Origin of the sequence: Lysobacter sp. Root690, assembly GCF_001427785.1 — a bacterium.
Lineage (GTDB): Bacteria > Pseudomonadota > Gammaproteobacteria > Xanthomonadales > Xanthomonadaceae > Lysobacter.
Map to the genome: position 1 here is coordinate 456,462 of NZ_LMHM01000018.1, position 26,312 is coordinate 482,773.

20 protein-coding genes and 1 pseudogene are annotated in these 26,312 nt (G+C 67.9%); 11 read left to right on the forward strand and 10 right to left on the reverse strand.

The window, feature by feature from the left end; genetic code table 11:
- Positions 1-92 precede the first annotated feature (92 nt).
- Positions 93-1,121, reverse strand: a complete 1,029-nt coding sequence (locus ASD86_RS25125) for a lipase secretion chaperone (RefSeq protein WP_056117167.1) — start codon at positions 1,119-1,121, stop codon at positions 93-95.
- A 3-nt stretch (positions 1,122-1,124) separates the two neighbouring features.
- A complete protein-coding gene (locus ASD86_RS25130) occupies positions 1,125-2,069 on the reverse strand; it encodes a triacylglycerol lipase (protein WP_056117169.1) in 945 nt (314 codons plus the stop codon).
- 277 nt (positions 2,070-2,346) lie between these two features.
- Between ASD86_RS25130 and ASD86_RS25135 the strand changes: the two genes are divergently transcribed.
- Positions 2,347-3,144: an ABC transporter substrate-binding protein gene (locus ASD86_RS25135; RefSeq protein WP_056117171.1), complete on the forward strand. Its 798-nt coding sequence runs from the start codon at positions 2,347-2,349 to the stop codon at positions 3,142-3,144.
- Between the two features lie 374 nt (positions 3,145-3,518).
- Positions 3,519-3,944 (forward strand): GNAT family N-acetyltransferase, encoded by a 426-nt coding sequence (locus ASD86_RS25140; RefSeq protein ID WP_056117173.1) that lies wholly within the window; start codon positions 3,519-3,521, stop codon positions 3,942-3,944.
- Between the two features lie 18 nt (positions 3,945-3,962).
- Here the strand turns inward: ASD86_RS25140 and aac(6') are convergent, their stop codons facing one another.
- Both aac(6') and pdxH read right to left on the reverse strand, forming a co-directional pair.
- Positions 3,963-4,430 carry an aminoglycoside 6'-N-acetyltransferase gene (gene aac(6') / locus ASD86_RS25145; RefSeq protein ID WP_056117175.1) on the reverse strand — a complete coding sequence of 156 codons (468 nt, stop codon included), beginning with the start codon at positions 4,428-4,430 and terminating at the stop codon, positions 3,963-3,965.
- The gene (pdxH, locus tag ASD86_RS25150; RefSeq protein WP_056117177.1) at positions 4,427-5,032 is read right to left on the reverse strand and encodes a pyridoxamine 5'-phosphate oxidase; all 606 of its coding nucleotides are present in this window, start codon (positions 5,030-5,032) and stop codon (positions 4,427-4,429) included. Before pdxH ends, aac(6') begins: the two co-directional genes overlap by 4 nt.
- Positions 5,033-5,049: 17 nt before the next feature.
- Between pdxH and ASD86_RS25155 the strand changes: the two genes are divergently transcribed.
- On the forward strand, positions 5,050-5,904 hold the full coding sequence (locus ASD86_RS25155; RefSeq protein ID WP_235567897.1) for a kinase: 855 nt from the start codon (positions 5,050-5,052) through the stop codon (positions 5,902-5,904).
- Between the two features lie 399 nt (positions 5,905-6,303).
- On the opposite strand, the gene ASD86_RS25160 is transcribed toward ASD86_RS25155, so the two are convergent.
- Positions 6,304-6,507 (reverse strand): dodecin family protein, encoded by a 204-nt coding sequence (locus tag ASD86_RS25160; RefSeq protein WP_036109095.1) that lies wholly within the window; start codon positions 6,505-6,507, stop codon positions 6,304-6,306.
- Positions 6,508-6,651: 144 nt separating this feature from the next.
- Here ASD86_RS25160 and ASD86_RS25165 point away from each other — a divergent pair, with 144 nt between their 5' ends.
- Positions 6,652-7,221 (forward strand): shikimate kinase, encoded by a 570-nt coding sequence (locus ASD86_RS25165; RefSeq protein WP_056117179.1) that lies wholly within the window; start codon positions 6,652-6,654, stop codon positions 7,219-7,221.
- The gene (gene aroB / locus ASD86_RS25170; protein WP_056117181.1) at positions 7,218-8,324 is read left to right on the forward strand and encodes a 3-dehydroquinate synthase; all 1,107 of its coding nucleotides are present in this window, start codon (positions 7,218-7,220) and stop codon (positions 8,322-8,324) included. The genes ASD86_RS25165 and aroB overlap by 4 nt, the downstream gene beginning before the upstream one ends.
- 108 nt (positions 8,325-8,432) lie before the next feature.
- Here aroB and ASD86_RS25175 read toward each other — a convergent pair whose 3' ends face one another.
- Positions 8,433-9,074 carry a cysteine hydrolase family protein gene (locus ASD86_RS25175; protein ID WP_056117183.1) on the reverse strand — a complete coding sequence of 214 codons (642 nt, stop codon included), beginning with the start codon at positions 9,072-9,074 and terminating at the stop codon, positions 8,433-8,435.
- Positions 9,075-9,177: 103 nt separating this feature from the next.
- Between ASD86_RS25175 and ASD86_RS25180 the strand changes: the two genes are divergently transcribed.
- The 3 genes from ASD86_RS25180 to hemE all read left to right on the forward strand — a co-directional run bounded on the left by ASD86_RS25180 (position 9,178) and on the right by hemE (position 11,896).
- Positions 9,178-10,143 (forward strand): helix-turn-helix domain-containing protein, encoded by a 966-nt coding sequence (locus ASD86_RS25180; RefSeq protein ID WP_235567898.1) that lies wholly within the window; start codon positions 9,178-9,180, stop codon positions 10,141-10,143.
- A 115-nt stretch (positions 10,144-10,258) separates the two neighbouring features.
- Positions 10,259-10,513 carry a WGR domain-containing protein gene (locus ASD86_RS25185; protein WP_036109104.1) on the forward strand — a complete coding sequence of 85 codons (255 nt, stop codon included), beginning with the start codon at positions 10,259-10,261 and terminating at the stop codon, positions 10,511-10,513.
- Positions 10,514-10,819: 306 nt separating this feature from the next.
- Entirely contained in the window at positions 10,820-11,896 is a 1,077-nt protein-coding gene (gene hemE, locus ASD86_RS25190) for a uroporphyrinogen decarboxylase (protein WP_056117184.1), read from the forward strand.
- 111 nt (positions 11,897-12,007) lie between these two features.
- Here hemE and ASD86_RS25195 read toward each other — a convergent pair whose 3' ends face one another.
- The 3 genes from ASD86_RS25195 to ASD86_RS25205 all read right to left on the reverse strand — a co-directional run bounded on the left by ASD86_RS25195 (position 12,008) and on the right by ASD86_RS25205 (position 23,290).
- Entirely contained in the window at positions 12,008-15,685 is a 3,678-nt protein-coding gene (locus tag ASD86_RS25195) for an ATP-binding protein (RefSeq protein ID WP_162253742.1), read from the reverse strand.
- Positions 15,686-15,760: 75 nt separating this feature from the next.
- Complete coding sequence (locus tag ASD86_RS25200; RefSeq protein WP_157477127.1) at positions 15,761-19,351, reverse strand: ATP-binding protein; 3,591 nt, start codon at positions 19,349-19,351, stop codon at positions 15,761-15,763.
- A 333-nt stretch (positions 19,352-19,684) separates the two neighbouring features.
- The gene (locus tag ASD86_RS25205; protein ID WP_056117188.1) at positions 19,685-23,290 is read right to left on the reverse strand and encodes a hybrid sensor histidine kinase/response regulator; all 3,606 of its coding nucleotides are present in this window, start codon (positions 23,288-23,290) and stop codon (positions 19,685-19,687) included.
- A 363-nt stretch (positions 23,291-23,653) separates the two neighbouring features.
- On the opposite strand from ASD86_RS25205, the gene ASD86_RS25210 reads away from it, so the two are divergent.
- The 3 genes and pseudogenes from ASD86_RS25210 (at position 23,654) to ASD86_RS25220 (ending at position 25,573) form a co-directional block, all read left to right on the forward strand.
- Entirely contained in the window at positions 23,654-24,388 is a 735-nt protein-coding gene (locus tag ASD86_RS25210; protein WP_056117190.1) for a YceI family protein, read from the forward strand.
- Positions 24,385-24,927 (forward strand): annotated as a pseudogene (locus tag ASD86_RS25215) (cytochrome b); the annotation flags it as partial. The gene ASD86_RS25210 and the pseudogene ASD86_RS25215, both read left to right, overlap by 4 nt.
- Positions 24,928-25,018: 91 nt before the next feature.
- Complete coding sequence (locus ASD86_RS25220; protein WP_056117192.1) at positions 25,019-25,573, forward strand: YceI family protein; 555 nt, start codon at positions 25,019-25,021, stop codon at positions 25,571-25,573.
- Between the two features lie 97 nt (positions 25,574-25,670).
- Here the strand turns inward: ASD86_RS25220 and ASD86_RS25225 are convergent, their stop codons facing one another.
- On the reverse strand, positions 25,671-26,066 hold the full coding sequence (locus tag ASD86_RS25225) for a hypothetical protein (protein WP_056117195.1): 396 nt from the start codon (positions 26,064-26,066) through the stop codon (positions 25,671-25,673).
- Positions 26,067-26,312: the final 246 nt, after the last annotated feature.

Genomic DNA, 26,312 nt, shown 5'->3' on the forward strand with positions numbered 1-26,312 from the left:
ACGGCGCAAGCATTGTCAGGCGATGCAGGCGCATGATCTGCGTTTCGGCAACGCAAGGCCAAAACAGCATCCGCGAAACCGATCGCGCCACCTCACTGCCCCGGCAACATCCCGTTGCGGGTCAGCGCATCCACGCGCCGACGTTCGTTCGGATCGAATCCCTGCATCAAGCCGGACAAGCGCTGCTGGCGCTGCGCATCGCTGAGATCGACATCGGCCAGCACCCGCTGGCGCTGCGCGGCATAGCTGCGTACTCGATCGTTCCACCGCGCCTTGCGTTGATCGAGTTCGGCCAGGCGTTGCGCGGCCTCGCGGCCATACAGCGATTCGCGCTCGGCGAAGCGCGTGCCTGCATCGGTGCGATTGCGTTCGAACTCGCGGCTCTGCTGCATCGCCACGTCGAGTTGCGCGCTCTGCGCCTGCAGTTCGCGCTGTTGCGGGTCCAGATCGGCATCAAGTTCGGCCAGGCGTCGCTCGCGGGTGGCCGGGTCGAGGCTGCGGTCGGCCCACAGCTTGCGCCGCGCGTCGGCGCGGTCGTAGTCGCGTTCTTCCTGCGCGTACCAGTTGTCCGCGAGCACTTGGCCCAGGCGTTCGCGACGCAGCGAACGCACCCGCGCCATCGCCGCCGCCGGCTCGGTTTCGCGCTGGGCGATGCTGACGCAATCGCGTTCCAGGGCGACATAGGCATCGAACCAGGCCAGCACGGTCGCCAATGCGTCGGGTCGCAATTCCGGCGCTGGCGGTTGACTCTGCAAATAGCCGAGCAAGGCCGAACGGATCGCCTCGGGCGATTGCTCGCCGCTGCGGGCCAGGAAGTAATCGAACAGGCGGCGCAGTTCGCGATCTGGCAAGGGCTGGCCGCGCGCGTCCAGGCGCAGCGCGCCGTCGACGTCGGTATCGCGCAGCGAATCGCCGGACGACGGCGCGCTCGCGGATGCATTCGCGGTGCGTTCGTCCCTCGGCGCAAATTCGCCCGGTTCACTAGGCTCGCCGATCGGACCGGCATCCACTTCGCTGATCAGCGGCTTGGAACCCAACCACGGCGCCGAGCCCCACCACCACGCCGAAAGGACCGCGGCGAGCGCAAGGCCCGCCGCGATCGTGAGCGCCTTGGGCCGCATCGATTACAGACCGGCGTTCTTGAGGCGGTTGAGGTGAGCGCGGTACACGCTGGTCGGGCTGGAACTGAACACCCCGCGCAAACCGGCGATCTGATTGACCTCGTCGAGATGATTCCAGTCGTAGTCGTCGCGCAGCACTTGGCCCCAATGCGAGGAGCAGCGGCCGACCAGACCGTCGTTGGCTTCGCCGCCGAACAACAGGCCGCCGGCGACCATCGCCACGTCCGATCCGTCGAACACGTTGGTCGAACGCGAGGTGCCGCCCATCGAGTAGTAGCCGACGCCGTTGACCTTGGCCGCGCCCGCGCCGCAGGCGGTGCTCGGCTTGCCTTGCGGATAGCGCGCGTTGAAACGCGCCGAGCCGGCGCTGTCGAGCGCCTTCAGCGCGGCCAGCGAGTCCTGCGGCGTGTTGCTGCCCGACACCAGTCCGATCAGATCGGCGAAGGCGTTGATGAACGACGCCACCAGCGGACGCAAGGGCGAGCCTTCGGGCAGCGCCGTGCCGACGAAATCGGCGACCTTACTGCCGGCGTGCGGCGAACCGATCGAGGTCATCGACGCAACCAGATCCGGACGCACCGCCGCGACGTAACGCGCGGTCGGGCCGCCCTGGCTGTGACCGATCAGATTGAACTTGCTGTAGCCATGCAGCGCCTGCAGGGTTTCGAGCTGATCGATCAGTTCCTCGCCGCGCACTTCGTTGGACTGGGCCGCGGTGACCTGGGCGACATGCACCTTGGCGCCGCCGGACGTCAGCGCCTGCGGAATGCCGAACCAATAGCCGTAAACCCCGGCGATCGAATCGAAACCGAACAAGCCATGCACCAGCACCACCGGATAGCGGGTCTTGGTGTAATCGTCGGCCGCGGCCGGAAACGCGCTGGCCAACAACAGGCCGGCCCAAAGCAACGGCGCGCCGAGCAGGCGGCCTAAACGGAGTCGCGACATGATCCCTCCCGATCGTGTGTGGACGTCAGCGGTACTGACGCGCCGACTGTACGAACGGGTATGGTTCTGGCACGCCGCAGCGCACCATACGGGGGTGAATTGTGATGAACGGGCGGGATTGGGGTGAATGCGGCGGGCTTTTCGCTGATTAATTGCTGCAGTGCAGCCAAAGTGCGCGGTTTCGCGGCCGCGCCATGCGCCGCAAACCAGGCCGCGGCCTCGCGCCGAATCCCCCGCTGACCGACAATCGCGCTTCCTTCGTCACCGCAAAGGCCGCATGGGCCCGCAACGCATCGTCTGTCTCACCGAGGAACCCACCGAGACCCTGTACCTGCTCGGCGAGCAGGACCGGATCGTCGGCATCAGCGGCTTCACCGTGCGCCCGGCGATCGCGCGCAAGGAAAAGCCCAAGGTCAGCGCCTTCACCAGCGCCAAGATCGGCGAGATCCTCAAGCTCCGCCCGGATTTCGTGATCGGCTTTTCCGATATCCAGGCGGACATCGCCAGCGCGCTGATCAAGCATGGCATCGAGGTGTGGATCAGCAATCACCGCAGCGTCGAGGGCATCCTCGATTACGTGCATCGGCTCGGCGCGCTGGTCGGAGCGGGCGACCGCGCCGGCGCGCTGGTCGCGCAACTGGAACAGCGCATCGCCCTCGCGCGCGAACGCGCCGCCGCGCTGCCGCGGCGGCCGAAGGTGTATTTCGAGGAATGGGACACGCCGCAGATCACCGGCATCCGCTGGGTCTCGGAACTGGTCGGCATCGCCGGCGGCGACGACGTATTCCCGGAGCATGCGGCGATGTCGCTCGCGCGCGACCGCATCCTGGCCGATCCGCTGGACGTGGTGCGCCGCGCGCCCGAGCTGATCCTGGGCAGTTGGTGCGGCAAGAAATTCCGACCCGAGCAAGTGAGCGCGCGCGAAGGCTGGAGCGAGGTGCCGGCGGTGCGCGACGGCGAACTGCACGAGATCAAGTCGCCGATCATCCTGCAGCCCGGACCGGCGGCGCTGACGGCGGGGTTGGATGCGTTGAGCGAGGTGATTGAGGGCTGGGCGAAGCGAAGGGCTGGCTGAGGGCGGTATCCCGCTTGCCGGAATCGCTGTCGCTTCTGCCACCAGTCCTTCAAAAGCTGAAAGGTCTGCGAAGTCTTTTGTGGAAGGGGCTTCAGCCCCGACGCTTCCGCCTCAGATCGCCGCATCCACTCATGAGTGGTCGGCATCACCGCGGCTGAGCGAAAAGCGTCGGGGCTGAAGCCCCTCCCACAAAAGACCTCGTGGCCTCGGCAGCAAGTTGCATTAGTCGCGGTCGGCTGTGAATCGCGAGCTCCGATCCCGATCCCAAGCCACAAGTTCCGAATATCGGGCTCCGCTTCCCGACTCCCGATTCCCGGCACACGAATGACGAACATCAATTGTGTACCCCCAACCACGATGCGATCTTGCCGCGCATGAGCCCATCGCCCGCCATTGTCTACGCCCGCGAAGCCACGATCGACGTCGCCGATTTCCGCCGCGTGCTGGTCGATTCCGGCCTCGGCGCGATCCGCCCGGTCGACGACACGCCTCGCCTGCAGACCATGCTCGACCACGCCAATCTGATAGTGACCGCGCGCCGCGATCACCCGCACGGCGAACTGATCGGCGTGGCCCGGTGTTTCACCGACTTCTCGTGGTCGTGCTATCTGTCCGAACTCGCCGTGTCGCCCTCGGCGCAGGGCCTGGGCATCGGCAAGGGCCTGCTCGACGAAACCCGCCGCCAACTCGGCCCGACCGTGAGCCTGATCCTGGCCTCGGTGCCCGAGGCGGTGGGGTTCTACGAACGCGCCGGCATGGCGCGCATCGACGAAGCGTTCTGGTACAAGCGCGAGCGCTGAGCGCGCAACGGCGGCCGGTCAGCCGCCGTCGCGCAGACGCTTGCGGAAATACACCACGCGTTCGGTTTCGCGCAGGCCGCACGCCTCGTGCGCGCGATGCGAGTCGAGGTTGTCGAGCAACGCGTCGGAGGCCAGTTCGCTGCAACCGCATTGCACGGTCCAGCGTTCCACCGCCTCGATCAAGGCCCGGCCCACGCCTTCGCGCTGGAATTCGGGCTGCACGTACCAGCCTTCGAGAAAACCGACCGGCGAGCCGTCGGTGCCGTTGACGTAATCGCCGCGCAGCGTCGCTTCGGCGAAACCGCGCGCGATCCCGCCGGCGTCGAGCGCGAGAAACCCCACCGCGTTGTGCGGACGCGACAGCAGCTCGTCAATGTCCTCGGGATGGCGCGAGGCGTCTTCCTGGGGCCACAGCGCTTCGCGCAGCAGCGACCACTCGGCCCGATCCGCCGCTTCGGCGCGACGCACGCGCCAACCGGCTTTCACGGATACAGCATCCGCTTGGACCACTCGCCGGCGCGATCGGATTCGTACAGCCAGCGCTCGTGCAGGCGGAAATCGGCGCCGTACCAGAATTCGATTTTTTCCGGACGCACGCGCAGCCCGGTCCAACGCGGCGGCCGCGGAATCTCGCGGCCTTCGAACTGCTGTTCGACCTGAGCCAGGCGTTGTTCGAAGGTGTCGCGGCCTTCCAGCGTTTCCGATTGCTTCGACGCCCATGCGCCGAGCTGGCTGCCGCGCGCGCGGGTGGCGAAATAGGCATCGGCCTCGGCGTCGCCGACGATTTCCACCGCGCCCTCGATCCGCACCTGCACCGCGTGCCGCACCCGCGGCCAGTGGAACAGCAGCGCCGCGTGCGGATTGGCCTGCAATTCGCGGCCCTTGCGCCCGTCGAGGTGGGTGTAGAAGACGAAACCGCGGGCGTCGTGGGCCTTGAGCAACACGGTGCGCGCGGACGGACGGCCGTCGAGCGACGCGGTCGCGACGGTCATCGCGGTGGGGTCGGGCTCGCCGGCGACGCGGGCTTCTTCGAACAGGGTGTCGAAGGTGGCGAGGGCTTCGTTGTGCAGGTCGTGGGTCGTGGTCATTGCGCTATTGTGATCCCATGTCGCCGCGCCTGCATCTGTCCGCTGAACATCTGTCCGCCATACATCCGTCCGTCGAAAGCAGCCCCACCGCCGCGGGTTTCGATGCCGCGCTGGTCGCCGCGGTGCTGGACGATGCGCTGGCGGCGGATGCGCGAATCTATGCGATCTGCGGCTTGCAGGGCAGCGGCAAATCGACGCTGGCACGGCAGGTGGCGGCGTTGGCGCGGCATCGAGGGCTGTCCACCGCGGTGCTATCGATCGACGATTTCTACCTGGGCCGCGGCGAACGTCAACGCCTGGGCCGCACGGTGCATCCCTTGCTGGCCACGCGCGGGTCGCCGGGCACCCACGATCTGGCCCTGGGCTGCGACGTGCTCGACCGCCTGCGCGCCGGCGAGCCCACGCGCCTGCCGCGTTTCGACAAGTTGCGCGATACGCGCGTGTCGCCGTCGCGCTGGCGCCGCGTCGGCGCGGTCGACCTGACCGTGTTCGAGGGCTGGTTTCTGAAAACGCCGGCGCAGGATGAGGATGCATTGCGCATCCCGATCAATGCGCTGGAACGCGAGCACGATCGCGACGGCGTGTGGCGCGCGTATTGCAATCGTGCTCTGGCTCACAACTATCCGGCGCTGTGGTCGCGCCTTGACCGGCTGCTGTTTCTGCAACCACCGGGGTTCGGCATCGTCGCCGACTGGCGCTGGCAGCAGGAGCAGGCGATGCAGGCGAAACGGCCGCAGCGCCAGGCGATGACGCGGGAGCAGGTCGAACGGTTCGTGAGTTTGTTCGAGCGGGTCAGCCGGCAGGCGTTGGCTGAGTTGCCCGCGATCGCGGATTGGACGGTGAAGTTGGATGAGGGGCGGCGGGTGGTTTGATGGGTGCGTGGGGTTTGATGGAAATAGCGTAAAAAATGCTGGTGTTCAGACTCAATCAGCATTTCTTCCCTGCCCACAATGCTGCCATAACCGCGCCCTCTCCTACCGTCATTCCCGCGAAGGCGGGAATCCAGTGACTTTGGCGCGACAACGGTAACGACGACGCCTGCCTGACCTACGTTCAAGTCGCTGGATTCCCGCGTTTGCGGGAATGACGAGCAAAAAGCGGTTTGACCAGACATCGTGTCTCAGATTCGATAGAGCCCTGGATTCCCGCCTTCGCGGGAATGACGAGCAAAACAAAACCCCGACGCCCCGCACTGCGGGACCCCGGGGTCATGGTTACGACCCGAAGGCCGATCCGCGCGAAGACCGCGCGACAACTCGCGTCACCGCGACTTACTTCACCACGAACGTAACCTTCAGATTGACCCGCCATTCCTGCACGTTGCCGGCGGCGTCGGTAACGACCTTGATGTCGTTGACCCAGGCGCCCTGGATGTCCTTGACCGATTCGGCGCACTTGGCCAGGCCGGTCTTGACCGCGTCCTCGATGCCGAGCGTGGAGGAACTGTTGAGTTCGATGACCTTGGCGACCGACATGGGCTTTCTCCTGAAAACGGTTATGGATGAAACGATTGAGTCGACGCGGCCGCCGCGCGCGCGGGGCGGCGACGGAACGCAGAGCCTAGGCCGACCTGCGTTAAGGCCACGCAAGCGCGGGCCGGGCTGGCCTACAATCGCGGCATGAATCCGGCGAGCAATCTGATCCTGGTCGGCCCCATGGGCGCCGGCAAGACCTGCATCGGCAAGCGCCTGGCCGAGCGCTACGGCCTGCGCCTGGCCGATGCCGACCGCGAAATCGAGCAGCGCACCGGCGCCAGCGTGACCGCGATCTTCGAGCACGAGGGCGAGGCCGGGTTTCGCGCCCGCGAAAGCGCGGTGCTCGCCGAGCTGCTGCAAACCGACGGCCTGCTGCTGGCCACCGGCGGCGGCGCGGTGCTCGCTGCCGACAACCGCCGCCTGCTGCGCGAACGCGGGTTCGTGGTGCAGTTGCAAGTCAGCGTCGAACAGCAGCTCGAACGGCTCGCCGCCGATCGCAGCCGGCCGTTGCTCGCACGCGGCGATCGCGAACAGGTATTGCGCGATCTGGCCCAGGCGCGCGCGCCGTTCTACGCCGAAGTCGCCGACCTGCGTTTCGACACCGCCGCGATGACCGCGGCCGAAGCCGCGACCCAGCTCGCGCTCGCGCTCGATCGTCATTGGCGGCGCGTCGCCGCGCCGCCGTCCCCATCCGTTTCCGAGGTCAATCCATGAGTGCGGTCCGCAAGGTCGAAGTCGCAGGCGACAACAGCTACAGCATCGAGATCGCCCCCGGCCTGCTCGACGACGGCGCGCGCCTGGCCAAACCGCTGCGCGGGCGGCATGCGCTGATCGTCAGCGATCGCAATGTCGCCCCGCTCTATCTCGATCGCGTGCGCCAGGCCCTGAACGCGGCCAGGCCGGAACTGAGCGTGGCGAGCTTCGTGATCCCCTCAGGCGAACACGAAAAAACCCTCGCCCGTTTCGGCGAATGCCTGCACGCGCTGGCCGAGCTGGGCGCGACCCGCGACGCGACCGTGATCGCGCTCGGCGGCGGCGTGGTCGGCGATCTGGCCGGGTTCGCCGCGGCCTGCTGGATGCGCGGCATCGACTGCGTGCAGTTGCCGACCACCTTGCTGGCGATGGTCGATTCCTCGGTCGGCGGCAAGACAGCGGTCGATCTGCCTTCGGGCAAGAATTTGGTCGGTGCGTTCCATCCGCCACGCGCGGTGATCGCCGACACCGCCGCGCTGCGCACCCTGCCCGAGCGCGAACTGCGCGCGGGCCTGGCCGAAGTGGTCAAGTACGGCGCGATCTTCGACGCGAGTTTCCTGGTGTGGCTGGAACAGCAGGCCGACGCGCTGCTGGCGCGCGACGACGAAGCGCTGGCCGAGGCGATCGCGCGCAGTTGCGGCTACAAGGCCGAGGTGGTCGCGCGCGATCCGTTCGAACGCGGCGACCGCGCCATGCTCAATTTCGGCCACACCTTCGGCCATGCGATCGAAACCGAACAAGGCTATGCCGGCACCACCGGCGACGGCTTGAATCACGGCGAAGCGGTCGCGGTCGGCATGGTGCTGGCGGCGCGGCTGTCTACCGCGCTGGGCCGCGCCGGTTCGGCCGATGCCGATCGCCTGCAACGCCTGCTCGAACGCCTGGGCCTGCCGACCGCGATTCCGGCCGGGCTCGATCCGCAGGCGCTGCTTGCGCGCATGCGTCTGGACAAGAAGGCCGACGCCGCCGGTTTGCGCTTCATCCTGTGGGATGCGGCCGGCGCGGCGCGGATCGTGTCGGGCGTGGCCGATGAGGCGGTGTTGGGCGTTTTGGCGCAGAACTGAGAAGCCGTCGCTTCGGCGCCGCTGTCGCCTTCTATCCACAGATAACGATGAAGCCTCGCTTGCGCGAGGCTTCATCGTTTTACTCAACCCATCGAACTATCCACCCAATCAGGCGGCGATCTTGTTGCGCGCGCGAGCCCGCTGATTCGACGCATACGGATTATCGATCTGCAGGCTCGCGCCGCTGCGCACCGCGTCGATCCATTCGTCGGTGCTCGCGACCGCGGCGAAGCGGCTTTGGAACACGACCGAAAACACCCGGTGGATATCCTCGGCGCTGACGAAGCCGGCGCTGTTTTCGTACGACAGCGAACCCGAGGCGTCGTGCAGGAACTCGACGTGATAACCAAGGTGAGCGGCCTCGAACACGGTCGAGGCGTCGCAGTTGTGGGTCATGTAGCCGATCACGCTGATCGTGTCGATGCCGTTGGCCTGCAACCACTCCTGGAAGTCGGTGCCGGCGAACACGCTGGGCAGATTCTTTTCGATGTAGTGATCGCGCGGGCGGCTCGCGACCACGTCGTTGAGCTGCCAACCCGGCAAGGCCTTGTCGAACACCGGCGTTCCGGCCGGCGCGGTGTTCTGCACCACCACCACCGGGACGCCGGCAGCGCGCGCGGCGTCCATCGCCCGGCCGATGTTGGGCAGGGTGCGTTCGACAGGCGGGTATTCGATCGGCAGGCCGTCGGCGAAGTAGTCGTTCTGTACGTCGATGACGACGAGGGCGCGCTTGCGGGTTTCGATGCTCATGGCCGTGCTCCGAAGAAGCAGAGGAAGGAAGTGGCGCTCATTGTTCGCTCGCGCCGCCCGGCCCGATAGTGGCCCGAACGACAATATTCGATAGAATCGGGCCATGAATATCGACATCGCGATGAGCCGCCTGGCCGTGGTCGCCTTCGACCGGATCAGCCCGTTCCACCTGTCCGTGCCTTGCCTGGTGTTCGAGAACCGCGGCGAGGGCGATCTGCCGCGCTTCGACTTGCGCGTGTGCGCGGCCGAACCAGCGCCGCTGCGCACCCACGCCGGTTTCGACATCGCCACCCGGTATGGACTCAAGTCGCTGGACTGGGCCGATACGGTGATCGTGCCGTCGTGGCGCGACGGCGAGGAGCGTCCGCCCGAGACCTTGCTCAAGGCGCTGCGGCGCGCGCACGAGCGCGGCGCGCACATCGTCGGCCTGTGCCTGGGCGCCTATGTGCTGGCCGAGGCCGGCCTGCTCGACGGCCGCCGCGCGACCACTCACTGGGGCTGGAGCGAACACTTCGCCGCGCGCTATCCGCGGGTCGAACTGCAACGCGACGTGCTGTATGTCGACGACGGCCGCATCACCACCTCGGCCGGCACCGCCGCCGCGCTGGACTGTTGCCTGCACCTGTTGCGGCGCCGGCACGGCGCGGAGATCGCCAATCGGGTCGCGCGCCGGCTGGTGGTCGCGCCACATCGCCAGGGTGGGCAGGCGCAGTACATCGAGCAACCGTTGCCGGCCTCGGCCCAGGACGACCGCTTGGCCGCGGTGCTGGCCTGGGCGCTGGCGCATCTGGATCAAGCCCACAGCCTGGATGCGCTGGCGCAACGCGCGTTGATGAGCCGGCGCAGCTTCACCCGGCATTTTCGCGACGCCACCGGCACCACCGTCGGCGAATGGCTGGCCGGGCAGCGCCTGGCGCGCGCGCAACGGATGCTGGAAACCAGCGAGCACGGGCTGGACGCGATCGCCGCGCAGACCGGTTTCGGCACCGCGGCCTCGCTGCGCCAGCATTTCGCCGCGCGGCTGGGGACCTCGCCGTCGGCGTACCGGCGCGGCTTTCGCGGGGTGTGAAGACCGGCGGCGCGGGGCCTAGCACCTCGATCGCGCCATGGCTGCAACGCAGCCACGCGGGGACCGCGACACCCTGCCCACCCGGATGCAACCCCGCAGCCGCTACAATCGCCCGGTGCGCCTACTCCTTCAACAACGGCCCGACGGCCGCGAAGCCCCGCGCTTCGTGCAACTGATGCTTCAGCCCGACTTGCTCGGCGGCTGGACCCTGGTGCGCGAGACCGGCCAGATCGGCGGCCGCAGCACGGTCCGGCGCGAGGTGTTCCTCGACCACGACGGCGCCTTGAAGGCGCTGGAACAGGCGCGCGACCAGCAGCTCAAGCGCGGGTTCCAGTTGATGTTCAGTCAGGGCGCTGAAGCGCCGCGATGATGGGTTTGTGGGGTCGAATCGGTCGGGTGGGAAAAGCGAATCCCCCCTGCCCCCCCTTTTGCAAAGGGGGGAATCCTTCTGGGCGGAGCGCGGTTGTTGCAGTCGCGCCGCTTCGGATTGATTCGTACCGCGCCGCAGTCGCGCCAGTAACGCAGCCGCGCACACCCGCGAAGCCACCCGCACCGCCATACCCACCTACCGGGTTCCCCCCTTTGTAAAACGGGGGCCAGGGGGATTCGCTTTTGCTCTCCAAGCGCCCCCGCACCCACCCACATCCTTACGAACAACCGGCCAGCCCGACCCCACATGACCAGCCAAGCCCCCACCAACGATCGCTTCCTGCGCGCGCTTCGCCGCCAACCCGTCGACCGCACCCCGGTATGGCTGATGCGCCAGGCCGGCCGCTATCTGCCGGAGTACCGCGCCACCCGCGCCCAGGCCGGCAGCTTCCTCAATCTGGCCAAGAACCCGGAGCTGGCCTGCGAAGTCACCCTGCAGCCGCTGCGCCGGTTTCCGCTCGACGCGGCGATCCTGTTCTCCGACATCCTCACCGTGCCCGACGCGATGGGCCTGGGCCTGTACTTCGCCGACGGCGAAGGCCCGAAGTTCGAACGTCCGATCCGCAGCGCCGACGACATCGCCAAGCTCGCCGTGCCGGACATGGAAACCGAACTGCGCTATGTGATGGACGCGGTGCGCACGATCCGCCGCGAACTCAATAACTCGGTGCCGCTGATCGGTTTCTCCGGCAGCCCGTGGACCTTGGCTTGCTACATGATCGAAGGCGGCGGCAGCGACAACTATTCCAAGGTCAAGTCGCTCGCGCTCAACGATCCGGCCGCGATGCACCAGCTGCTGAGCGTGGTCACCGACGCGGTGATCGAATACCTCAAGGCTCAGCACCTCGCCGGCGCGCAGGCGCTGCAGGTGTTCGACACCTGGGGCGGCGTGCTGTCGCCGGCGATGTACCGCGAGTTCTCGCTGCGCTACCTGCAGCGCATCGCCGCCGAACTGCCGCGCGGCGAGGTCGAGGACCGCGCGCCGCTGATCCTGTTCGGCAAGGGCAACGATCCCTACCTGGAAGAACTCGCGACCAGCGGCGCCGAAGCGGTCGGCGTGGACTGGACCATCGGCCTGGGCGAAGCCGCGCGCCGCATCGACGCGCGCGTCGCGCTGCAGGGCAATCTCGATCCGGTCACCTTGTACGCCACGCCCGACGCGATCCGCAACGAAGTGCGCATCGCGCTCGACGATTACCGCGACGGCAATGCCGGCTCGCGCGAAGGCCACGTGTTCAACCTCGGCCACGGCATGTCGCCGGACATGAATCCCGATCATGTCGGCGTGCTGGTGCAGGCGGTGCATGAGTTGAGCGCGCGCTGAGTCCGGCGCGATTGCAACGAAGAAAGCCGGCTTAACGCCGGCTTTTCTTTTGCCTGCTGCCAGCGCGGATTGGTCGCAAGCCGCGCAGCTTCGTCCGCGCCGACACCGCGCTCAACCCAACCGCGGCGCCATCTTCGAGCGCATCGCATCGATCGCCTCGCCGAGCAGCGCGCCGGTCACCGGCTTGCGCAGAAACCGGTCGAAACCGGCCGCGCTGGCCTGCGGTTCGGCGTCGGCATCGGCGCGCGCGGTCACCGCGATCATCGGCTGGACGAAGCCTTGCGCGCGCAGTTGCCGGGCCAGGTCGAGCCCGTTGATGCCGGGCAAGTCCAGATCGAGCAGGGCCATGTCGAAGTTGGCGGTAGCCACCTCGGCCAGCGCGGCCAGGCCGTTGCCGACGTGGGTCACGCGATGGCCCTGCACGCGCAGCAGACCGGCGATGACCTCGGCGACGGTCGGATCGTCTTCGACCAAAAGCAACGCCAAAGGCCCCGCCTGCAAGCCACGCAAAGAAGGCTCCGGCGTTGAACTCCCGACCACCCGCGGCGGATCTACTTCAGCCAACGGCAAATCGAACACGAACCGCGCGCCCTGCCCCGGCTCGCTATGGACGCTGATGTGTCCTTCCATCGCCGCGGCCAGTTCCTGGCAGATCGCCAAGCCCAGTCCGCTGCCGCCGTAACGCGCCGCGGTGCGCGCGCCCTCGGCCTGTTCGAAACGGCGGAACAGCCGCGCTTTCTGTTCTTCGTTCAAACCCGGCCCGGTGTCGGCGACTTCGAAACGCACACCCTGCTGCGCCAACGCCTCGACCCGCAGACTGACCTTGCCTTCCTCGGTGAATTTGATGGCGTTGCCGAGCAGATTCATCAGCACCTGGCAGACCCGGCTGGAATCGCCGCGCAGCCCGCGCGGCGCGTTCGCCGCCACGATGACTTCGAACGCGAGACGGCGCTGCTGCGCGAGCGGCGCCATCAATTTGCTGGCCTCGTCGACCAGCGCGCGCAGATCGAACGGCTCATCGGCCAGTTCCAGCTTGCCCGATTCGATCCGGGCCAGATCCAGCGCGTCGTTGACCAACCGCAAGAGGTGTTCGCCAGCGCTGCGAATCGACTGGGTATAACTACGCTGCTTCTGATCCAGTTGGGTATCGAGCAACAACTCGCTCATCCCCAACACACCCGTCATCGGCGTACGCACCTCATGCCCCAATGTGGCGAGGAACCGCGTCTTGGCCAACGAAGCTTGCTTCGCCACTTCGCGCTCGTGCTCGGCGCGTTGCCAGGACAAACGCCGCTGCAAGCGATTGCGGTGCGCCAGCAACACCCACAGCATCAGCAGCGCGCACAGCGCGAGCACGCCGGCCAGCGCCCACCAGCTCCACCACCACGGCGAATCGACGTGCAGGTCGATCACCTGCGCCGGCGTCCACACGTTGTCGGCGGTCTTGGCCATGATCTCGAGGCGGTAATCGCCGGGCGGCAGCTGCGAGAACAGACGCTCGCCGTTGGCGCCGACATCGACCCAGCCCGGGTCGTAATTGCTCAGACGAAAACGATAGCGGTTGGTCTGCGCGTTGTTGAACGACAGCAGCCGCGCGACGATGCGCAGATCGCGATCGCCATCGGCGATGCGCACCGACGGCACCGACGAACGCCGTCCGGCGGTCGCCGCGGCGATCGCATCGACGGTGGCGCGGCCGGCGCCCGCGCGCTTGCCGGTGTCGGCCTGCGCGTTCGCGGCCACGCCGGCGTTGGTGGCGAACGCGACGCTTTGATTGCCGCGCCGCACTTCGATGGTTTCGATCACCAGCGGCGGCGCATTGCGGGCCGGCCGCACCACCGCCGGATCGAACAAGATCAAGCCTTCCGGGCTGCCGATCAGAATGCGGCCGTCGCCCGGACGCGGCACCGGTTTGCCGGCGAATTCCTGGCTCGGCAGGCCGTCCTTGACCCCGTACACGCGCACCGAACGCGCCTGCGGATCGACCCGCACCAGACCGCGCGTGGTGGTCATCCACAGGCGTCCGGCGCTGTCGACGGTGAGCCCGCGCGCATCGGTCAACGGCAACCCCTGGCGCGCGCCGATACTGAAATCGCGGCGCAGGCGCAGGCCGTCCCAGCGGTACGCGGTCAGTTCGCCGAAGCTCGCGATCCACACCCGCTGCCGGCCTTCCAGCGCGAACGCATCGATCTGCACCTGCGGCGAACCGGCGACGCGTTCGAACCGGCGCGTATTGCCGTTCAAACGCCACAGCCCCTGCGAGCCGTTGATCCACAACTCATCGTCCAGACCGTTGCCGGCCAGCTCCAGGGTCAGGTACTCCGGCAGGCCGCGCTCGCCGAACTTGAACGCATCGACCACGTGGCCGTCGGCGTCGCGCGCCTGCAGCTCGCCGTCGCTGCCGACCACCCACAGCAAGCCTTGGCTCTCGACCAGTTCGCTGGTGCCGCCGGGCGCGGGATCGCGGCTGTCGGTGTCGCTCCAGTTGCGGTGCGCGCCGGTGGCCGGATCGATCCGTGCCAGCCCGCCGTAATAGGTCACCCAGACCATGCCGTGGCGATCCTGCAGCACCCGTTCCAGGCCGAGGTTGCCGCTGAAATCCTTGGCGACGTGGGTGATTTTTCCGCTCTCCGGATCGAGCCGGTCGAGCACGCCGCCGCTGCCGACCAGCCACATGTCGCCGCCGCGCGCCGGCGCGATGCCGCGCACGTGCGCGTTCGACAAGGTGGTCGGATCCTCCAGGCGTCGGGTCAATACCGAGAACTGGCGCCAGTTCGGCGGCAGATACCACAGGCCGTGGCCGTTGCTGGCGAACCACAGGCCGCCTTCGCGATCTTCGTAGGCACCCGACCAGCTCGGCCGCACCAAGCCCTGGCTGGCGGTGCTGAACAACGGCACCACGCCGACTCCGTCGATGGTGCCGATGCCGAGGCCTTGCGGCAGATCGAACCAGTACTGACCGGTGCGATCGCGGCGCAACACATCGAGGACGTTCATGCTCGGCGCGACCTGCGCCCACGGCTTGGCCTCAAAACGCCCGTCGGACCGGCGCACGCCGACGCCGTGCGGGGTGCCGAACCAGGCGGTGCCGTCGGCTTCGAAACTGATCGTGTTGACCAGATCGGAACTCAGCGCGTGCTCGGGCACGCGTTCGAAATCGCGTCCGGTCCAGCGCGCCGCGCCGGCCAGGGTGCTGATCCACAGACTGCCGTCGGGGGCGACGGCGAGATTGGAAATGCCGTCGCTGGGCAGGCTGCGCGGATCGCCTTCGCGCGGCATGTAGCGGGTGACCGAGCCGTCGCTGGCCATGCGATGCAGGCCGCCGTGCTGGGTGCCGAACCACAGCGCGCCGTCGGGCGTGGACGCGATCGACCAGACCGTGTCGTCGCCCATGCCCGGGGTGTTGGCGCGGTTGTAGTAACGGAATGTCTTGCGGTCGGTATCGAGCATCGCCAGACCCGACTGGCCGGTGCCGATCCAGACCCGGTTGTGGGCGTCGACATGCACCGCCCACAGGTAGTTGTCGCGCAGGCCCTGCTCGCGCCGCCAGACTTGATAGGAAATGCCGTCGTAACGCGCCAGCCCTTCGCTGGTGGCGATCCACAGATAGCCGAAGCGGTCCTCGGCGATGCGGCTGATGGTGTTCGACGGCAGGCCGTCGGCGACGGTCAGCTGACGCGGGCGCGGCGTTTCCGGCAGACCGGCGAGCACCGGCGCGGACACCGAGGCGAGCACCGACGCGAGCGCGATCAGCAACAGCCACGCCCAGCGCAGGCCACGCGCGCGCACCGACGCGGGTCGCGTGTTGGGGGCTGTCCTTTGCGGTTCGACGCGTCCATGCGGCATGCAACCCGATGCAATCATTCAATCGCCGTCCGCGCGCGCAAGCACCGTGGTGATCGCCTCGGCCAGCATCGCGCCGGTCACCGGCTTGCGCAGGAATACACCGAAGCCGGCCGCCTGCGCCTGCGGTTCGGCATCGGCGTCGGCGCGCGCGGTCACCGCGATCAGCGGGCGGGTGAAGCCCTGGGCACGGAACTGGCGGGCCAGATCCAGGCCGTTGATGCCGGGCAGGTCCAGATCGAGCAAGGCCAGATCGAAACGCGCGGTCGCGAGCTCGGCCAGCGCGGCCAGGCCGTTGGGCACGTGACTGACCCGATGCCCTTGCGCGCGCAGCAGACCGCCGATGACTTCGGCGACGGTGGCGTCGTCTTCGACCAAAAGCAAAGCCAGCGCGCCTACCTGAAAGCCACGCAAGGAAGGCTCCGGCGTTGAAGGTGAAGCCACCCGCGGCACCTCCACCTCCAACAACGGCAAATCCAAAACAAACCGCGCCCCCTGCCCCGCCTCGCTGACCACCGCGACATGCCCATCCATCGCCGCGGCGAGTTCCTGACAGATCGCCAAACCCAGCCCGCTGCCGCCGTAACGCGCCGCGGTGCGCGCGCCCTCGGCCTGTTCGAAGCGGCGGAACAAACGCGCCTTCTGTTCTTCGTTCAAACCCGGCCCGGTGTCGGCGACTTCGAAGCGCACGCCCTGCGGCGCCAGCGCATCCACGCGCAGGCTTACCGTGCCTTGCTCGGTGAACTTGATCGCGTTGCCGAGCAGGTTCATCAGGATCTGGCGGACCCGACTCGGATCGCCGCGCAGGCCCTGCGGCGCGCTGTCGGCGATGTCGATGCGGAATTCCAGCCCGCGCTGGCGCGCGAGCGGCTTCATCAGCTCGGCGGCTTCCTCGACCATCGCGCGCAGATCGAACGCACGGTCCTCGAGTTGCAGCTTGCCCGATTCGATCCGGGCCAGATCCAGCGCATCGTTGACCAACCGCAACAGGTGTTCGCCAGCGCGTCTGATCGATTGCGTGTAGCTGCGCTGCTTCTCATCCAGTTGGGTATCGAGCAACAACTCGCTCATCCCCAACACACCCGTCATCGGCGTGCGCACCTCATGCCCCAGCGTGGCCAGGAAGCGCGTCTTCGCCTCCGACGCCTGCTCGGCGACTTCGCGCTTGTGCACGGCCAACTGCCAGTCGCTGCGCCGACCCAGCCGACGGCGATAGGCGATCGCGCCGATCGCCAGCAACGCCAGCGCGATCAATGCGAACACGATCTGCGCCCAGGTCGCGCGCCACCACGGCGGCTTGACGTGCAGCGAAAATCCGACCGGTTCGGACCAGATGCCGTCGGCGCCCGCGGCCTTGACCAGCAGGCGGTAGTCGCCCGGTTCCAGGCGCGAAAACACCCGTTCGCCGTTGGCGCGCTGTTCGATCCAGTCCGGGTCGTAACCCTCCAGCTTGAAGCGATACACGTGCGAACGCGGATCCAGGAACGACATCAGCCGCGCGACCACGCGCAGATCGCGATCGTCGGATTCCAGCTGGATGCTGCCGCGATCGACCGGCAGCGACCATTCGTCCTCCTCGCGTCGCGCGCTGAGGCTTTCCAGGGTCAGGCGCGGCGGTCGCGCGGCCGGGAACGGCGTGTCCAGGTCGAACAGCACCAGCCCGTCCAGCGACAGCGCCGCGGCCACGCCGTCGGCGCCGCGATGCGGCGAGGTGCGGGTCAGTTCGACATTGGGAATGCCGTCGCCAAGGCCGAACAGGCGCAGCCGCTTGGCGTCGGGCGACATCATCAGCAGACCGCGCGCGGTGGTCGCCCAGACCGTGCCGTTGCGGCTGACCAGCAGGCCAGAGACATTGGTGTCGGGATAGCCGGCGTTGTTGTCGATGCGCAGTTCCGGCCGCAACCGGCCGTCCTGCCAGCGGTAGGCCTCCAGCGCGCCCTTGCGCGCCAGCCACAGGCGCTGCGGACCGGCGAAGCTCATCACCTGGATATCGTCGATATCGCCGCCGGCGACGGCGACGAAACGCTGGCCGTCCCAGCGCTTGAGTCCGGTGATGCCGGCGAACCAGGGCTGGCCGTCGGGGCCTTGCACGAAGGTGCCGGCGCCGGTCACGAAACCGCTGCTCGCGAGCACGCGCTCGGCCTCGCCCGGCGGCAGTTCGGTGCCGTCGGCGCGGTAGCGATGCACGGTGCCGTCGGAGAACCACAGCCACAGGCCGCCGTCGGGCAACTCGTGCAGAAACCACACGGTCGCGCCGAGGTCCTGCGACGCGGTCGTCGCCGTGCTCGCCGAGGCGGCGCTCGAAGAAGCCGCGAACGGCCACGCCCGCGCCTGGCGGGTGAGCGGATCGAACAGGCTAAGACCGGTGGAATGGCCGATCCACAGCGTGCCGTCAGGACGCAGGAACAGCGTGTGCATCCACTTCAGTCCGAGGCCGCGGCTGTCGGCGACGGTTTCGAGCACGCCGCTGCCGCGGCGCAATCGATACAGATCGGTCGCGGTCAGCAGCCAGAAGCCGCCGTCGCCGTCGGGCGCGATGTCGCGCGCATCGAGCCGGTCGATCTGACTGCTGCCGACCGAGGTGATCGAAGCGAACCGGTTCCAGTCCGGCGGTAGATACACCAAGCCTTGCGAATAAGTAACGAACCAGATGCCGCCTTCGTTGTCGCGCAGCATCTGCATCAGGCCGCTGCGGCGGTCCCACAGCCCGTCGCCGGCATCGTCCTGCAACAGCCGCACGTTGTTGTCGGCGTCGACCCGGTACAGGCCGGCGGTGGTGCCGATCCAGCGGCCGCCGGTCAGGTCGCCGATCACGATCGCATTGGCCGCTTCCTCGCCCAGCGACCACGGCGCCGGGGTCATGCGGTCGTTGGCGTCGAGCCGGAACAGGCCGCGCTGGCTGCCGACCCAGACCGCGCCGTCCACATCCTGCGACAACTCGCCGATGCGCACGCCGGCGGTTTCGTCGCGGCCGACCGGGCCGAAGCGTCCGTTGTCGAAGCGGGTCAAGCCGTGCAAGGTGCCGACCAGCAGGCGGCCGCGCGCATCGGCGAGCAAGGCGGTGATCGGCCCGTGCGGCAGGCGCGCGCCGGCGCCGACGCCGGGCACGAAGCGCTGCACGCTGCGGCCGTCGGGGGCGATGCGGCACATGTGGCCGGCGTAGGTCGCGGTCCAGATCGCGCCGTCGGGGGTGCCGGTCAGATAGGACACATCGTCGCTGCACGAGGCGTCGGCGCCGCCGAACGCGACGCGGACGAATTCCTTGCGATCGCTGCCGAGCCAGGCCAGGCCGTCGCGGCTGGCGACCCAGATCCGGTCGCGCCCGTCGATGTAGAGGTCTTCGAGCATGTTGTCCGGCAACGAGCCGGACAGGCCGATGGTGTGGCGCCAGGTGCTGAAGGCGACGCCGTCGTAGCGGGCCAGACCGTCCTCGGTGGCGATCCACAGATAGCCCTGTTGGTCGAGCTCCATCGCCAGCACCGACTTGGGCAGCCCCTGTTCCTGGCCGAAGCGGCGGAAGCGCGGAGTTTCCGGAAGGCGGGCCTGCGCCTGCATGGCGAACTGAGCGCCGAACAACAACAGCAGGAGCAGACACAGATTACGTCCCAACACGGACTCCTCCTGGACCGCGAGCGATTCTCTCCCGGTAAGGCCGGTGCGCTATCGTCGCAACGGCCCCGGTCGGGCGCAAGCGCGCGACCGCGCAGGTCCACCGGGCGGGGCGTGGATCCCTATCGAATCGTGGGTAAAGACGCGCGACGTCACGGTTCTGCGCCGAAGCGGCTGCGTTGAGGCAGCGCTTCGTCGTCGTCGGGTCGCCTGCAGCGGCTCGAATTGCGACGTACTCGAAGCGATCGGGCGAAGCGGAACAATCGCGTCGGGCTCATGCCCTACGCGCGCTCGGTCGGCTGCATCGCCCAGCGATCGAATCGTCGCGACGGCCGCTTATTCGCCGGCCGCCGGCTCCGTGGTCGGCTGCAACACCGCGCGCAAGGCATCGGCCAGCATCGCGCCGGTCACCGGTTTGCGCAGGAAGCGGTCGAATCCGGCCGCGCTGGCCTGCGGTTCGGCATCGGCATCGGCGCGCGCGGTCACCGCGATCAGCGGCTGAGCGAAACCTTGCGCGCGGAACTGGCGGGCCAGATCGAGTCCGTTGATGCCGGGCAGGTCCAGATCGAGCAAGGCCAGATCGAAATTCGCGGTCGCCACTTCGGCCAGCGCCGCCAGACCGTTGGCGACATGGGTCACGCGATGGCCCTGCACGCGCAACAGACCAGCGATCACCTCGGCCACGGTCGGATCGTCTTCGACCAAAAGCAAAGCTAAAGGCCCCACCTGCAAGCCACGCAAGGAAGGCTCCGGCGTTGAACCGGCAACCACCCGCGGCGGCTCCGCGATGGGCAACGGCAAATCGAATACAAACCGCGCCCCCTGCCCCGGCTCGCTGTACACCGCGATCTGCCCTTCCATCGCCGCCGCCAGCTCCTGGCAGATCGCCAGCCCCAACCCGCTGCCGCCGTAACGCGCCGCGGTGCGCGCGCCCTCGGCCTGCTCGAAGCGGCGGAACAAACGCGCCTTCTGTTCTTCGTTCAAGCCCGGCCCGGTGTCGGCGACTTCGAAGCGCACGCCCTGTGGCGACAGTGCTTCGACCACCAGCCCGACCCGCCCGACCTCGGTGAACTTGATCGCGTTGCCGATCAGGTTCATCAGCACCTGGCAGACCCGGCTCGGATCGCCGCGCAGGCCCTGCGGCGCGCTCGCGGCGACCTTCACCTCGAAGCTCAAGCCACGCTGCTGCGCCAGCGGCCGCATCAACTCGGCGGCCTGATCGACCAGCGCGCGCAGATCGAAGGCTTCGTCGGCGAGTTCCAGCTTGCCCGACTCGATCCGCGCCAGATCCAGCGCGTCGTTGACTAGCCGCAGCAAGTGTTCGCCAGCACGACGAATGGATTGCGTATAGCCGCGCTGCCTTTCATCCAGTTGCGTGTCGAGCAGCAACTCGCTCATTCCCAACACACCCGTCATCGGCGTGCGCACCTCATGCCCCAAAGTCGCCAAGAACCGCGTCTTCGCCAACGACGCCTGCTTGGCCACTTCGCGTTCGTGCTCGGCGCGTTGCCACGACAAGCGCCGCTTGAGCCGGCGACGCCACGCCGCCGCGCCCGACCACACCGCCAACGCGATCAATCCGATCAACGCCGCCAATGCCGGCGGCGTGCGCCACCACGGCGGGCGCACGTTGAATTCCAGCGTTCGTTCCTCGGCGACGTTGCCGTTGGCGTCGACCGCGCGCGCATGCAGCAGGTAATTGCCCGACGGCAGGCCGGCGAATACGCGCTCGCCGGTTTCGCCGACCGAGACCCAGTCGTTGTCGTAACCGTCCAGGCGGGTGTAATAGCGATTGCCCTGCGGATCGTCGAACGACAGCAGACGCATCTGCACGCGCATCTCGCGATCGTCCGGCGCCAGCGACGGCATCGATTCGTAGCGCGAGGCGCGCTCGGAGCCCGACGCGCGCGCCGGGTTCTGCAGCGGCAGCGGCACCCAGCGCCCATGCCGGCGCACGTCGAGCTGATGCCATTGCAAACGCGGCTGGCGCGGCGGCGGATCGGGCAAGGCGGTGTCGATCAACACCACGCTGCCGTCGGACAACGACGCGGCCAGCACGCCGTCGCGGGTCAGCACCGAGGTGCGGCGCAGGAATTCCTGGCTGCTCATGCCGTCCTGCACGCCGAAGCGGCGCAACTGGCGGCGCAGCGGGTCCCAGCGGAACAGACCGCGCGAGGTCGGCAACCAGATCTTGCCGCCGCGATCGCGAAACAGGCCGGTGCCTTCGACCGCGGGAATGCCGTCCTCGACCCCGGCGCGCGATTCCAGCCGCCAGCGGCCGCCACTGTCGAGCGTGTAATGCTCCAGGCCGTTCAAGCGCTGCAACCACAGGCTGGACGCGCTTTCGAACACGAAGCCGAACACCCGGTCGGCCGGCAGCCCCGGCACCGGACGCATGACGTTACGCGCCGCGTCGCGACGCAGCAGGCCCTGGCCGGAGGCGATCCACAGCACGCCGTCGGGCGCGAACGCCATCGAATCCAGATCGCCGCTGCCGATACCCTGCTGGGTGCCGACCAGGATCGAAGCCAGCACCTGGCCGCTGTCGGTGTCGCGCTGTTGCAGGCCTTCGGTGAGATAGGAAATCCACAAGGTGCCGTCGGGCGCGATCACCATCCGGTCGGGTTCGCCGCCGAGCACCGGTTCGGGCGTGTCGACGGTCCAGTCGCGCCAGATCCCCGACGGATCGATCCGCACCAGATTGTTGCGGCTGGTCGCTATCCATAATCGGCCCTTGCGGTCCTCGACCGCGGCATTCGGAATCCCGCCCTTGCCCATCGCGTCGTGCGGGCCGTCGGTGACCGGCTCGACCACGCCGTCCAGGCCCAGCCGCTCGATCTCGCCGCGCGCGCCGATCAGCCAGAAACCGCCGCGCGAGGACGGCGTCACCGCGGTGTACAGCTCGCTCGACAAGGTGCCGCGTTCGCGCGAGTACTGGGCGATGCGGCGCCAGTCCGAACGCAGGTAACCCACGCCGACGCCGGCCAGTGGGAACCAGAACGAGCCATCGTCCTGACCGACGATCTGCTGCACCGGACGCGCCGGTCGCGACGGTCCGAGCGCCACCGGCAACGGCACCGCGCCCGGCGCCGCGCGCCAGATGCTGCGCTGGGTGCCGAGCCAGAAATTGCCGTCGCGGTCCGGCGCCAGGGTCAGCACCGCGTTGAGATTGCCGAACATCACCGAGTAATCCGGATCGGTCCAGCGGCCGTCGCGCTCGCGCCGGTACAGGCCGGTCTTGGCGCCGACCCACAGCTGATCGCCGACCGGCGTGACCGACATCACCCACGGAGTCGGGTCCGGGCCGGGCACGGCGATGCGTTCGAAATCGTTGCCGGTCCAGCGCGCCAGACCCTTGAAGGTGCCGATCCACAGATCGCCGTGGTCGTCGAAGCTCAGCGACAGCACGGTCGGCGACGGCAGGCTGTGCGGATCGCCGTCCTTGGGCATGTAGCGATGGATGCGGCCGTTGCGGTCGAGCCGGTGCAGGCCGCCGCCGTAAGTGCCGAACCATACCTCGCCGTTACGGCTGGCGACGGCGAAGGTGTCGTCGCTGCCGATCCGCGGCTGCTCGGCGCGGCGGTAATGCACAAAGCCGGCGCGGCGCGCGTCCATCATGCTCAGGCCGCGGCCCTCGGCCGACACCCAGATGCGGTCGCGATCGTCGACCGTGACCAGGGTCAGGTCGTTGCCGGGCAACGAGCCCGGATCGCCGGGCGTGTGCCGCCACACCTTCATGCCGATGCCGTCGTAGCGCGCCAGGCCGTCGGTCGTGGCCAGCCACAGATAGCCGGCGTGGTCGAAGGCCATGCCGTTGACCTTGCTCGACGGCAGCCCGTCGGCCACGCCGATGATGCGCGCGCGCGGCGCTTCGGGCACGGCGGCACCGGCCGCGAAGGCGGCGCACAGGCCCAGGCAGGCGCATAACAGCGATCGCAGCATCCGGCTTCCTTCTCCCCCGACGCGCCGTCCTGGCGGCCGATGACTCTATCCTGACAGTGACCTGACCCCGCACTGACGCCCGCCTGACAGTTTTGCCGGGCGCGCGCAGTCCATGTCCCCAGGCATTAGGCTCGACGATCGGGCCGCGCGAAGCAAATACGTACTTTCGGTGCCGTGCCGGCCGTGGCCGGAGTTCATCCTGAGACGGCCTGTCCGATTGGCCCGCCGATGGTCCGGACGATCGAGCCGTCGAGCGGACGGTCGATCAAGCCTGCACCGGCCGCCCGAAACGGATCGTTGCGCACGACTCGACACGGCCTTACTCGGCTGTGCCTAGAATCCCGGGACCTTGTAGGAGCCGCCATGTCCGCCACCCACCGCCGCGCCATCGCCCTGACCGTGCTCGCGGCCCTGCCGTCGGCGGCGGCCGCCGCGGAGCTGGAGACCTACGGCTTCGACCCGGTGCACACGCGGGTGATGTTCGCGATTTCCCACGCCGGTTTCTCGCAGGCGATCGGCACCGTGTCCGGCAGCGCCGGTACCCTGCGCTTCGATCGCGACGACTGGCGCAGCGCGCAGCTCGACGTGCAGGTGCCGCTGACCCGACTCGACCTGGGCGACGCGAAATGGAACAAGGCCACGCTCGCGGCCAACCTGCTCGACGGCAAGCGTTACCCGCTCGCGCGCTTCGTGTCCGAACGCACCGAACCAGTCGCCGGCGATCCCGACCGCGCCCAGGTCTGCGGCCAACTGACCCTGCACGGCGTTACCAAGCCCTTGTGCCTGGACGTCAAGCTCAACCAGCTCAAGCGCCATCCGCTGCCGCCGTTCCACCGCACCGCCGGCTTCTCCGCGAGCGCGCGTCTGAGCCGCGCGCAATTCGGCATCGACGCCTGGAAGTCGGTGATCGGCGACGACGTCGAACTGCGCATCGAAGCCGAAGCGGTACGCGACAAATACGTCGGCGCTGCACCGGCCGCGGCCGGCGCCGAGCCCGCGGACGACGCCAGCGACACGCGGCCCGCCGAGGCCGACCCCAGCACGCCCCAACCCGCCGACCCCGGCGCAGCCAAGCCCCAACCGGAGCCCAGCCGATGACCTTGAAAAACACCGCCGACCGATGGGGCGCCGTCAGCCAGTTGCTGCATTGGCTGGTCGTGCTGCTGATCGCGACCATCGCCGTGATCGGCCTGGTCATGACCGACATGAGCAACGGGCCGTCGAAGATCAAGATCTACGCCCTGCACAAATCGCTCGGCCTGACCCTGCTGACCCTGGTGGTGCTACGCCTGCTGTGGCGGATCTACGCCGGCGCGCCCAAGCCGGTCGAAGGCACCCCGCACTGGCAGGAACGCATCGCATCGCTCACCCACTGGGCCTTGTATGTCCTGATGTTCGCCCTGCCGATTTCCGGCTGGGTTTTCAATTCGTCCTCGGGTTATCCGCTGCAGTACTTCGGCCTGTTCAACCTGCCCAAGATCGCCCCGCGCGGCGAAGAGCTCGCGCAGCTGAGCCATCAAGTCCACGAATACGGTTTCTGGCTGCTGCTGGCGCTGGTCGTGGCGCATGCCGGCGCCGCGTTCTATCACCACCTGTTCCAGCACGACGACACCCTCAACCGCATGTTGCCGGGCGGTCGACGAACCTTCCGCGCGATCCGCGACGTCACCGTCGTGCAAGTGCTGCCCGAACCGCTTCCTCCCGCTTCCCCCTCTCCGGAGCATCGCAATGCAGATTAAATCCCTCGCCCTGGCCGCGGCCTTGTTCGCCGCCGCCGCGCCCGCGCTCGCCGCCGACTACGTGCAGCAGACCGGCTCGACCCTGACCTTCGCCACCAAGTACCAGGGCGAAGTGTTCGCCGGCACCTTCCCCGGTTTCACCGCGCGATTGAGCTTCGACCCGGCGCGTCTGGACACCTCCAAGCTCGACGTGGTGATCCCGCTGGCCGGCACCAACAGCAAGAACGCCGAACGCGACGACACCCTCAAGGGCGCGGATTTCTTCAACATCGCCAAGTTCGCGCAGGCGCGTTTCACCGCGACCAAGTTCCGCAGCATGGGCGGCAACAACTACGCCGCCGACGGCAGTCTGAACCTGCGCGGCGCGACCAAGCCGGTGACCTTGAACTTCACCTGGACCGCCGGCGACAAGCCGGTGCTGACCGGCAAGGCGACGGTCAAGCGCCTGGACTTCGGCGTGGGCGGCGGCGACTGGGCCGACACGTCGATCATTCCGAACGAAGTGGCGGTAAGCACGAAGGTCGTGTTCGCGCCGGCGAAGTAAGCGAGCGTATCGACGCGGCGCGCCGCAATGGCGCGCCGCACTACCCGCGATGACGTTCCCTCGCCGTCATCCCCGCGAAGGCGGGGATCCAGGGACTTCAGCGCACAATCTCGTCCATGCGTATTTCGACCGTCCGCGCCAATACCCAACCGTTCAAGCCATAGCTGGAATCGATCAGGTACCCGTGCAGGGCCGTGCGTTCCGTATGCTCAATCGCAGCCTCCAGCGTCCCCGCCCAACCGCCGGGCCAGCCGTTGACTCTTGAACGCGATTCGATCTGCGCCCACTCGTCACGCAGCAACTTGGCGCCTGTAATTTTCTCGATATCCGACACGATTGCCGGTAGCAGCGGTGCATCGAAGCGATGCGCGGCCACACCGGAAAATTCGATCCGGAACGGGCCGGGCGCCGAACCATGATGGGGTTGCAGCGACAGTGTCAGCCGTTCGCTGATGCTGTCGACGCTGTAGGCGACCAACAGGCTGTCATGCACTCCTCGAAACATCGTCTGTGATCTCCCTGTCCGATGCGGATTGTCCGTCACTTTGTGGGCCAAGATGGTCCTGACGGGCAATCTCGAGTCAGATATAGCACCGGCTCAGCTCAGCTTGGCTGCCTTGGTTTGGCTTCAGATTCCATCTCCAGCGCTGCGAAGCTTGTAACTCGCGTTAGCAAAAGGACACCCGTAGGGCGGCGCACATGGATGTGCGCCGTGCGCCACCGAGACAGGATGTCTCGT

Bases quoted from the DNA above. Each gene is read 5' to 3' on its own strand.
- ASD86_RS25125 (WP_056117167.1), bottom strand. From the start codon at position 1,121: ATGCGGCCCAAGGCGCTCACGATCGCGGCGGGCCTTGCGCTCGCCGCG.
- ASD86_RS25130 (WP_056117169.1), bottom strand. From the start codon at position 2,069: ATGTCGCGACTCCGTTTAGGCCGCCTGCTCGGCGCGCCGTTGCTTTGG.
- ASD86_RS25135 (WP_056117171.1), top strand. From the start codon at position 2,347: ATGGGCCCGCAACGCATCGTCTGTCTCACCGAGGAACCCACCGAGACC.
- ASD86_RS25140 (WP_056117173.1), top strand. From the start codon at position 3,519: ATGAGCCCATCGCCCGCCATTGTCTACGCCCGCGAAGCCACGATCGAC.
- pdxH (WP_056117177.1), bottom strand. From the start codon at position 5,032: ATGACCACGACCCACGACCTGCACAACGAAGCCCTCGCCACCTTCGAC.
- ASD86_RS25155 (WP_235567897.1), top strand. From the start codon at position 5,050: ATGTCGCCGCGCCTGCATCTGTCCGCTGAACATCTGTCCGCCATACAT.
- ASD86_RS25160 (WP_036109095.1), bottom strand. From the start codon at position 6,507: ATGTCGGTCGCCAAGGTCATCGAACTCAACAGTTCCTCCACGCTCGGC.
- ASD86_RS25165 (WP_056117179.1), top strand. From the start codon at position 6,652: ATGAATCCGGCGAGCAATCTGATCCTGGTCGGCCCCATGGGCGCCGGC.
- aroB (WP_056117181.1), top strand. From the start codon at position 7,218: ATGAGTGCGGTCCGCAAGGTCGAAGTCGCAGGCGACAACAGCTACAGC.
- ASD86_RS25175 (WP_056117183.1), bottom strand. From the start codon at position 9,074: ATGAGCATCGAAACCCGCAAGCGCGCCCTCGTCGTCATCGACGTACAG.
- ASD86_RS25180 (WP_235567898.1), top strand. From the start codon at position 9,178: ATGAATATCGACATCGCGATGAGCCGCCTGGCCGTGGTCGCCTTCGAC.
- hemE (WP_056117184.1), top strand. From the start codon at position 10,820: ATGACCAGCCAAGCCCCCACCAACGATCGCTTCCTGCGCGCGCTTCGC.
- ASD86_RS25205 (WP_056117188.1), bottom strand. From the start codon at position 23,290: ATGCTGCGATCGCTGTTATGCGCCTGCCTGGGCCTGTGCGCCGCCTTC.
- ASD86_RS25210 (WP_056117190.1), top strand. From the start codon at position 23,654: ATGTCCGCCACCCACCGCCGCGCCATCGCCCTGACCGTGCTCGCGGCC.
- ASD86_RS25220 (WP_056117192.1), top strand. From the start codon at position 25,019: ATGCAGATTAAATCCCTCGCCCTGGCCGCGGCCTTGTTCGCCGCCGCC.